This window comes from Dietzia sp. SYD-A1 (assembly GCF_015356725.1).
GTDB lineage: Bacteria > Actinomycetota > Actinomycetes > Mycobacteriales > Mycobacteriaceae > Dietzia.
Genome location: NZ_JADDKI010000679.1, coordinates 1 through 852 on the forward strand (window position 1 = coordinate 1; position 852 = coordinate 852).

General features: G+C 74.9%; 1 protein-coding gene. It reads left to right on the forward strand.

Annotated elements, in window-relative coordinates; genetic code table 11:
• The coding region (locus IY392_RS18570; RefSeq protein WP_194862018.1) for an ABC transporter permease at window positions 1-852 on the forward strand (852 nt) is incomplete at both ends.

Here is an 852-nt window from a genome sequence, read left to right on the forward strand (position 1 = left end):
CGCGTGACCGACGCCGTGGCCGCGGTCCCGCACCTGTTGGCGACGGTCGTGGTGGTCGCGTTGTTCCGTGGGTCGATCACCGCCCTCGTGCTGGCCCTGGCAGTGACCCACTGGCCCCCGGTGGCGCGGATCGTGCGCGCGGAGACGCAGAAGGTCATGGCCTCCGGGTACGTGGCCGCCTCGCGGGTGGCCGGGTTCTCCCCCGCCCGGCTGGTGCGCCACCATGTGCTCCCGGCCGTCGCCGGGCAGGCGGCGCTGGCGGTGGTGGTGATGCTCCCCCACGCCGTGTGGCACGAGTCCACCCTGTCGTTCCTCGGCATCGGGGTGCCGCCCGAAGAAGCGAGCCTGGGGACCCTCATCGCCCTGTCCCGCGAAGATCTGCTGCTGGGTCGCTGGTGGGCGCTGGCCTTCCCGTCCGCCGCGCTGATCGTGGTGACCGTGGCCATGGCGCTGCTCGCCCCCGCCGGCCGGCGTGGTCCCCGCGGGTGGTCACCGTTGCCGAGACACCGGCATGACGACGACGAGGTCCTCACCCTCTCCGACCCCCGGGCCGTGTCGGAGACCGCGCCCGGGCCGGCGCTCAGAGTCGACGGGCTCACGGTTCAGATGCCCAGCCCCGACGGTCGCCCGCGCACCGTGCTGGCGGACGTCACGGTGGCGGTACGCGCGGGCGACGTCCTGGCGATCGTCGGCGAGTCGGGGGCCGGGAAGTCGACCCTCGCCGACGCCTGCTGCGGCCTGCTCCCTCCCGGGGCTCAGGTGCACGGCAGGGTGGTGCTGCGCGGAACCGTGGGCCACGTTCCCCAGTCGGCGCACGCCGCGTTCACGCCCACCCGGCACGTGCGCGGGCAC